This is a genomic window from Candidatus Kaelpia imicola, from assembly GCA_030765505.1.
Lineage (GTDB): Bacteria > Omnitrophota > Gorgyraeia > Kaelpiales > Kaelpiaceae > Kaelpia > Kaelpia imicola.
This window is the reverse complement of sequence record JAVCCL010000036.1, coordinates 1-9,830: the sequence shown is the minus strand read 5'-3', so window position 1 is coordinate 9,830 and position 9,830 is coordinate 1. Positions and strand designations below refer to the sequence as shown.

The window sequence follows — 9,830 nt, the reverse complement described above, 5'->3', positions numbered from 1 at the left end:
GATATCATAACGGCCTGCCAGGAATCAGACAGTAGCGAAATAGAGAGGTTGTTCAGAGAAAAGATAGCTGATGAAGATATTACCACTGAAGAGATAAGCCTTCTATCTTTAGCCTTAATGGCTAATATGGAATATACCTCTACAACTATATCCTCTACATATGATGATATAACAGCTACAATAATAGACCCTCAATCAGAATTAAACTATACAATATTCCCTCTTATAATTACTGCTCAAATAGCCAGAACAAAATCAACTATGGCAGAGATATACCAAGAACCGGATATAACCGGTGCAACTGCATTGGAAGCTGCCCGTATATATATCGATAAAGTTGAGACAATGATTCAATATGCCCAATCACCTGATGAGAGAGCCATATTTGCATTCCAGAGATTTTACGAAGTGTCAAATACCTATTATACAGAAGCACTCAATTTGCTTAATGGAATTTTAACAGATAGTTCAATATCAGAAAGAGAGAGAGCAGAAGCACTCACACTTCAATTCGTAACTCATAAAAAGATGTGGAATTATGATAGTCAGAAAGAGTCATTTAATGCTCTTTCCCAAGTATATAAATCTACAGATACAGATAATCAAATCTTAATAAGAGATACTCTAGCACAGTATTTTGCTCAAGATATTCTCTCGCTAAATCATATCTGGAAACCAGACCCTACAGAAGCACAGCCTGAGAATTTAAATGAAGAGCAAAGAACCATGCTTTATATAACAATAGAAGAAGCCTTAAACAATCCCGCTGAATATAGCAATAACCAATTATCCTTAATACCTTACAGAGAAGAATACCTGCAGCAGGAACCTGTATTAAATCTTCTGGATCCAGAGACAGCCGGTAAAGTAGGTTACTATGTAAGCCGTCTCATACTACGCGGAGAGAGCCCGGATGAAATCATCTCTCTATTGTGCGATATGATCAGATACAAACCCCTATTGGATAGAGCTCGGGAGATTAAAGGTAGAACATCTGATTTATGGAATAATGAAGATGATATTGCAGATCTATCTTTAATAGTAGACCTAAAAGACTTGGGCAAAACTGATGCTGAAATAATTGAAATGTTAACAAAAGAAGAACAGCCTGCAAATCTAGACATCCAAGAGAATACAGTATCAGATGAGACAGAAGAAGAGATAGCAAGAGTCCTTTACGTAATAGACTTCTTAAGCAACAGAGGTGAGGCAGCCGAAACATTTACTACCGGGGCACTTACTGGTTTAGGGTTTAATCTTGCAAGCGAAGAAGAAAATAATCCTGTGTCTGAATGGAGTCAGCTACTCATAGACCTGCTTACAAGAGACAATATAACAGATTACAGATTAAGAAGGATAGTAGAGCATTTAGATTATCTGGAACCTCTTGATATTGAAGGCAATGAGATGTTTGACGCCCCTATATCTCAAGGCACAGAAACAGATCCTAACTATACAAATAATAACTACTACAGATATAGTGGTTCTTATTATTATGAAGAAAGAGATAAATTAAACCTAATGGATGAAATGACCCGCCACTATATTGATTTTGCTTACCAGGTAAGAGAGCAACTGGCAGATATAATCACTTTTGATTTAGAAGAGGAGAGTAATCAATTAATATTAATAAACCTTACGAAAGTAATGCTGAATAAATCCGGTGATTTCTATGATAGGAGCATACTCCAGGGACTCGGAGCAATTACAGAAGCGGTTGGAGCAAACTCTTTTAATACAGAAGAGAGAGAATATATCTTAAGCATATTAATTCCGGAATATTTATATGGAAAAAATACAGAAGAGATTGCAGGGCTTACAATTTCTGAAGTAACCCAATTGATAGAAAATTATAAGACAATAAAAACCAACCTGACGAATATACCAAACCCGCAAATAAAAGAACTGACTGCTTGTAGTTTAGCACTTTTAAATATTTCAACTGAAGAAACAACCGAATTCTACCAAACAGCAAGAAGCAGCTATCAAGGCTTAAAAGAAGAATATGGTGTCTCAACAGATGCCTGGGCAGGCATAGTCCTTCCTGCAGCGAAACGCATACTCGGAGATGAATATGAGTCAGCGAGTGAAGATGAAATAAGAGAGATTCTGGATATTTTACATATAACTAATCTTGGAAGCACCGAAGGAGTATCAAATCTATTAGAAGAAGTAAGGATCGCTTCTGAATTTAATCAGTATATTACCTATATAAAGGAAGAAGGACCCGCTTTTCTTGAAAAATATGTACTTGGAGAAAAATATGACGGTTCAATTGATGCTCATCAGCAAGCTTACCAAGAATGGATAGGATATTATATCCCTGAAGTTATGGAGAGCATGCACAGCTTACTTGAGCTTGACTATAATAAAGATACTGATTTTATCTATAACCTTGCACGTTCTGTCGATGAAGATGTCATTGTATTATCCTCTCCAGAAACAGAAATAGTACAGAGACGTGAACTGCTTAATCCTATAGTACAATATTTATATGGCACTACAGATTTAAGTGAAACATACCGAGTTGGATCTGAAGAAGATATAAGCAGTGGCAACTATGCTTATCGCTCACTCTTAGGTTATTATGCTGGCTTAACTGAAGAAAATGGAGATTATATTCCGGTATCTCTTATCTCTGCAACTTTATTGCTTGAAAAGATACTCGTAAGAGACGCTTCTTTGGAAGAACTATACGGAGCACATTTTAACCTCATAACCGGAATACCCACAATAAGCGGAGAACCAATAGATGGCGCTATAGATGTGACAGGTGTAGCTGGATTCTATGTAAAAACAATGGAAGAATGGGCAGGCATAGGGTTCTTAGATTGCATTATATCTTGTTTGCTTCAAGACTCATCCCGAGATGAAGCTTTAATATTTATTGAAGATAAAATTGCACCCGCCATAACCGATTTCCTAAGTTGTCCAAGCGGTGAAAGAATCATGCCTAATATAGAAGGAATACCGCAAAATATAACCGAACAATTTGGTAAATGGATTGAAAACATTGAAAAAAAATATATAAATACATTAACAGAATTAAACGAACAAAATATTAAAACTATTTTAACTCAGGATATTCTAGCTATTATTCATCAATCAACAACTACTGCTTTCGATTTAAAAATAGCTCTAGATAGTAACGATAGAACAACAACCGAAAATATATTATCAAAATTATTTAATATAGAAGGAACTCCAGAACTTACAATGGATTTAAGAAGAATATTGGAAATGGAATATGACCCACAAGATCCAATAGAAGGCTTTAGCTCATTAAGCTTAATAGCCCAAATTGCACAGTTATCCACAGTTGTAAACCCTGAAGGAGGAAGATTCTCGGTTAATGGAAGAGCAGGGTTAAGTAAAGAAATAGAGATATTGAATCAGATAAGAATAGCGGTTGAAAGCGAAATTGTAGACCTTAATATTCTAGGCAGAGCAGACTCTATTTGGATAATATCAGGTCTTGCTGCACCAATTATATATGGAGCTAAAACGGTAGCAGAAACCATAGAAGATATTCAAGATAACGCTAAAGCATTAAGATTATTACAACCTTTACTGATAAATGATTTAACAACAAGTGAAACAATTGAAATATTATCTGATCCAACATCTATATTATCAGATGCCACTATGGCAGGGTTATTGTCTTCTGTGGGAGAACAACTGAATGATCCTAGTTTCAATATTGTAGAAAGCGTAAATAGAGACTATATACTTGCACTTCTTGGAGAAGAGAGAGAATTCATATTACAGCTTAAATCCGATATTCAAGGGCTTGCAGAATTAAATATTTTATTATCTTATGGTAAACCAGAAGGATACACGATAGATTTTGGGGTTAATTTAACTAATGCAGGATATCTAGAGGCTACAACTCAAGAAACATGGCAACATATACAAGAACTAAAAGAAAACTACGGATTATCAGAAGAAGAAGCAAAAACACAGGCTTTAACTTCTTTAAAAGAGAATTTAAAGCTAACTGTTCAAGTTTTAAATACATTTGGAGTCGGTGAAACAATGGAAGCAATAGGCCAACCAGAAGGTAATTACACAATAGAAGATATATTGCAAAATTCTGATGCTATAGGCTTATTAAGCTACTATGCAAAACTCATTGCTCCTATAACAGACCGAGAGATAAAAGAATTCACAGAAGACCCTCATTTTGAACAGATAAAAAGAATAATAGCTGATATGCAAATTGGAAGGATATCGGGTGAGATTCCAAATTATAATTACCTTCAGAGCTTCCCGCTTCCTAGAAGCGATGACGACTTAGCCAGAATGATTATATTCTGGGAGAGATATACGGGTAAGGAATTTACAATGGCTGAGATGCCAGAGGGAACACTGTACTTCAGTCATATTGAAGATTATAAGAATTCCGGCACAGATGCTGTTACTTTCAATTATATAGAATTAGAAGCAATTAGATTTATCCGTAATGTCTGCGGTGTATATAATAGCTGGATCAAGGCCAGTGTACTTGGTGAATCAGCCGATGCAAACGAAGCCTGGCAGAATTTCGTATTCACATTAATAAAGGTAAGCAATGCATTAGAACCTCAAGCTGCTATATCATTAGAGCAAGACTCAGTATTACTCAGCAATTTTGACCAGGCAGGATTCCTGACAAATCAATCAGAAAATGCTATGCAGATCGGATTAAATACATACTTAGAGATAGCAAGAAGCAGCGATCCTTATGAAAACTCCTTCAATGGTTTCCTTAACAATAAAGGTATTGATGGTAAAGATATATCAAATATCGAAAGACTAAAACTACAGATAGAGTTTGAAGCTACAGAAGAGGGCTCAAGCCTTCTCTGGGGCGGAATAAGCGATGAAGAGCTTAAAGCCTCGGATGCCTATATGAGAAACCTAAGAAACCAGCCTGAATACCAAGAGCTTATAGTTGAGTACTTAGAAGGACAAGGCTTAACAGCCTATATTAAAAACGGACAGCTCTATATCCAGTCTTATACGGTTGAAGGTTCTTATGTACCGCCATACGAAACTGCTATAGATCCAGAAGTAGCTAAAGAGATATGGTTTGATTGGATGTTGACAAATGGTTTTGACCCATTAAGCCCTACAGATGAACAATATGCTAAGCTAGAGGAATTTAAAGGTCAAACCGTAACAGTAGGCGGAGGCCCAACTATTATCCGGGTACATCCTAAACGCAATGAATACTATGCAACATTTGAAGAAGCATATAAAGAACAATTAGAGGGTTTATTCAGTAAATCTGTCCTTGAGCTAGCTATTGATTACGGAGTTAAAATAGTATCCGATAGGCTGGCTATAGCAGCTGAGCTGAAACCTCTCGTAGAACAGGCCAGGTTTATGGATATAGATATGCTTGACCCCTATCAGTCCGGAATAGTCTTTTATTATGTAGCTCAGGCAAGAATATATGGATTAGATAAGGTAAAAGAGATACTTAATGCTGAAATAGCTGCAAGAGTTACACTCGATGATTACAAGCTCGATTATAATAATCCTAATGCAGTAGGGCTTTTGGGTTGGTTTGCAAATGAACCCGAAGTAACCCTATCTATGGTACGAGGTGAAGCAGCTAAAAAAGCATGCATAAGCGGCTCAGGTGTAAGCAGAGGATACCAGATACCGACAGAAGAGACTCTGCTTGAGGATGTTAGAGACCTGCTTATTCAAAATGGAGCAGAAAATATAGATACTACATTTGTAGCTTCGTTCTTAAATATCTACGATCCCAACTGGACATCTTGGTTAAGAGATATCGAGGGTAAAACTTATTATTTAAACCAGAACACATATAGAGAGCTTGCAGATATACTAACGGCAACATCTCTTATAGATAGAGAAACATTGGCAAGATATTTTGGATATAGCAACATAGCTGAATTAAACAGACATTTAAGCAGCGATCTAAATGGTTTAAGAGAACTCACACTCTTAGGTCAGGAGATTATAGCAAGAATCGATACTGGAGTAGATGAATGGGAAGAAGAGAATCTCCAACCTTATAAGATACAAGAGGCAATGAAAGTATATGAGAAAAAGAGGTCTGAAGTGTTAAGAAGAGGACACTCTCCTAATACAGAGAATATCTTAAGCACGATGAATACGGTATTAAGTAACGTCTATAGAGCTTATCAAAATATAGTAGATGGAGTAATCTCTGAAATGAACGGTAAGCTGAACGTTATGGCACTGTTAAGAGAAGGCCATGATACAGGCTCCGGAGCTTTAGAAGATAGCTCAGAAAACTCTGCCAGAATTTTATTGATAAATTATGGGCATATTGTGGTAGATAATGCAGCTCGTGCAATAGCTCAAAAACAACATCCCGAATATGCTCCAAACAGTACCGAAATGAAAACTGCTATTGAAGCAATTAAAACATCTCTCGGAGATTATTTAGATAGCGATGAAATGAAAGCAGAAATTAAAAGAGTGAATAAAAATATAAGAACAGATGAATTTGAGGTTGCCGAAGGCACACCTGAATTGAGAAATTATAATTATATCGTAACAGCTACTGGAAATAGAGACACAGAGGTTCAAGAAGAGTTTAATCTTGCCCAAACTGTAGCTATTGAAATTACAACTCCTCAGATAGCAAACATACCTGCTTCAGCTAACTTAGAGCAGATACTGATTGAGGTTTGGGGATTAAACGGCGATAGATTAGACTCTACTCTAATCTGGTTCAATGATACAGGTGTTAACGGCGGAGAAGGCATGATCTCCCGTATTCTATCTGATTACTTTAAATTCTCCACAACCAAAAGACCTTACATAGAGAGAGCCTTGACCCGCGCAGCAATTGAGATAGCAAATCTTACAGAGGGAGAGTTCAGCTTCTGGATGATGAGAGATACCTCGGTACGCTACCCTAGATTCCTGACAATGTATCCGGGAGCAGAAGGTAAATGTTTAGAGATACATGGTGAATTCATACAGAGCTTTATGGGATACTTTACACGTGAACTAGAGGGAGAGATGAAAAGAGATCCTGATAACATAGAAAATAACTTTGAAGCTATGCTTGATAGAGCGGCTGTAGCAGCATGGGAAAAACATGGATATTGGACAGATAAAAATACTTCTGATGCTAGAAGTATAAGCTTTAATCAAGCAGTAGACGAGATTGCGGCTACATTTGAAGAGATAGACTTAACCCCTAATCCGCCTCCAACAACTACAGCATCAAGAAACATACCTTCTCCATCCGCAGACAGTTCTGTAGTAGAAGCACCGGAACTATCTCCAGAAAATATTGAAATCTTGAAAGAAGCTTTAAGAGAGCTATATGAATCGGCTGGTCAACCATTTCCACTTAATGAGCTTGCGCTGACTCAATCAATGCAAGGAGACGGCACTGTAGAAAGACCTAAAGACTTAACAAGAGATATACAGGAAAAACCAATTGTAGTATCTAGAGCTCCAGAAGAGATACCTAAACCGACAAGAGAGACAATCCCCCCTGCACCTCAGACTGAAGAAGCTGTTCCAGTAGAAAAACAGACTCTATATGAAATAGTAACATTAAATATAACAATACCTGAAGCAGCAGTGGTAGATGAAGAGAGCGGAGAGTTAACAGTAACAGTAATAAGTGAAGACCCAATAATTCCAATAAATATAGCCATAACTACAGAAGGTTCTGCGATAGAGGAACCTATAACATACAATATAACAACGGTTGATGATGAAGGTGTTCTAGTTGATGAGAAGAGAAAACACAGCTCCAGTATATATCTATTTGAACCTGTTGATGCTGCTGAGAATACCTACAGTGTAGATATAGAAGCAATCATTAGCAATGAAGTAGTAGCTGAAGATTCTATCACATTTAAAGTTCAACCGATAGAGGCTAAACCTGTAGCTATCCTGAAACCTCCTATACCTGCAGTAACCATTAAGACACCGCTCCATCAGGCAATAATTGATATAATTCCAGATGCAACTATAAATACGATCTATTTCTCGGAAGATTTATATGCTAAATTTGAAACTAATATAGCCATTGTAAACAGCAGCTTTACAGAAGAAGAGGTAGCAGAGAGCGCTCTTCTGGCAACAACTATGGTGGTAAAAGAACTTAAAGAATTACTACCCTATATACAGATCGGTGAAGAAGAGAATAAATTTGAAAATACTCTATTTATAGCCGGTTATAAATTCGACTATTTAGGTCAATATGACTTCGCAGATAGTCTCTTGATAGGCTTTGTAAATGGAGTACTATTAAATTATTCTATGCTTGGCTGGAATAGGTCTGTAGAAGAGGCAATGGCAGACTGCATAAAATTTACATTAAATCAAAAGTCTTTATACGGCAATACATTTAGAGAAGAGATCGATCTATTAAAGCAACAATATAATACCAGATAGTTTAAATAATTCTGGAGGAGGAAGTAAAGTGAAACAGGCAGAATTACTAATCAGAATATTAATAGCTGTATGTTTTTTTACCACATCTACGCTTTCTTATGCTGCTGAAGTAAGTTCAAATGAAAAGAAAGGACAGATGCCGCCAAGCTCTGAATCTACTGGAGATGCTCAAAATGCAGTGGATAATAAAAATGCCTTAAATGAGGCAGAGAAAGAGCAACCCGGAGGAGAAGATCAAGAGAAAGAGTCAGAAGATTCAAAAGCGGAAGATGAAGAGGAAGAGACAGAGAGTTCATCTACATTAAAAACTCAGGCATCTCAATCAGATACTGATACTATCCAAGGCTGGCTTGAGAATCTCATAGGTAGAGCACTATATTTAAACAATGCTAATGATCAGGCAATACTGGATTTCTGGTCAGGACTTTTAGACCAAGGCTATACTTTAAATCAAGTCCAATCACTTATTGATACAGTAGGGGTTTTAAAAGATGCAATCGATTTCTGGTATAACGGTTCATTCTTCCAGATGGGAGCAGTTGATCTTGAAGATATAAGTGATTTACAGGCCTTGTTTAACTGGGCAAATCTTATAAATTTAGGATTTACCCAGCTCAATGTAAAGATGATGGTGATACTTGCTGATATATTTATGCAAGGTGTAAAAGATAATCTAATCCACAGAGATCTCGATGTTAGAAATGCAAGGGATATAAAGATAATTGCAGGCTGGGCTCAGTATATGAGAGAGGGTTATTCTGGAGAAGAAGTATACAACCTGTTTAAAAATCAGATGAGCCCCAGTATAACTGCACTCCTAGGGTCTTTTGATATAGGTTTCTTTACTTTTATGGCAGAAGAAGCACTATCAAAAGTAAATGGTGGACTTGATTATATCTGTAGCCTACTTGATGCAATGGCTGAAGTTAAAGATGCAGTTGAAGCATTGATTGGGCCGGTTGATATACTAAATCCTCCATATCAAGATAATGGTTTTCTGACTTACTGGGCTGAGAAGGCCACATCCGGAAATGAAAGCTTTATATTTGACAATGAGGAATACATTATCAACTGGAGTATTCAGTATGTTAAAGATTTTCTTGCTGTAGTAAAAGATTTAAACACCATTCTGGAAAGTCCGATAGATTACTATGACCCCAATTCAATGGGAATGATTACAGATTGGATACACTATGTTCTTATTGTAAAAGGAGTTAAACCTGGAGATTCAGGATATAACACATTATTACAAGAAGTCAAACAGCGCATAGAAGATCTTCCTGAAATAATCGCCCAGCTGATGCCGTCTGTCATCAGCCTCTTCAATGAATTAGGCCTAACCTATGATGATAGTAATGGACTCCATCACGGCTACCTTATGTTCTGGGTAACAATGGCCTTGAGCGGTGATATCAGCTTAACTTCAG

At 36.9% G+C, this 9,830-nt stretch carries 2 protein-coding genes; both read left to right on the top strand.

Annotated elements, in window-relative coordinates:
- Positions 1–48: 48 nt before the first annotated feature.
- Positions 49–8,403 carry a hypothetical protein gene (locus P9L98_05755; GenBank protein ID MDP8216802.1) on the top strand — a complete coding sequence of 2,785 codons (8,355 nt, stop codon included), beginning with the start codon at positions 49–51 and terminating at the stop codon, positions 8,401–8,403.
- 28 nt (positions 8,404–8,431) lie between these two features.
- Positions 8,432–9,830 (top strand): hypothetical protein (locus P9L98_05750; GenBank protein ID MDP8216801.1); only part of this gene is annotated, 1,399 nt, incomplete at its 3' end.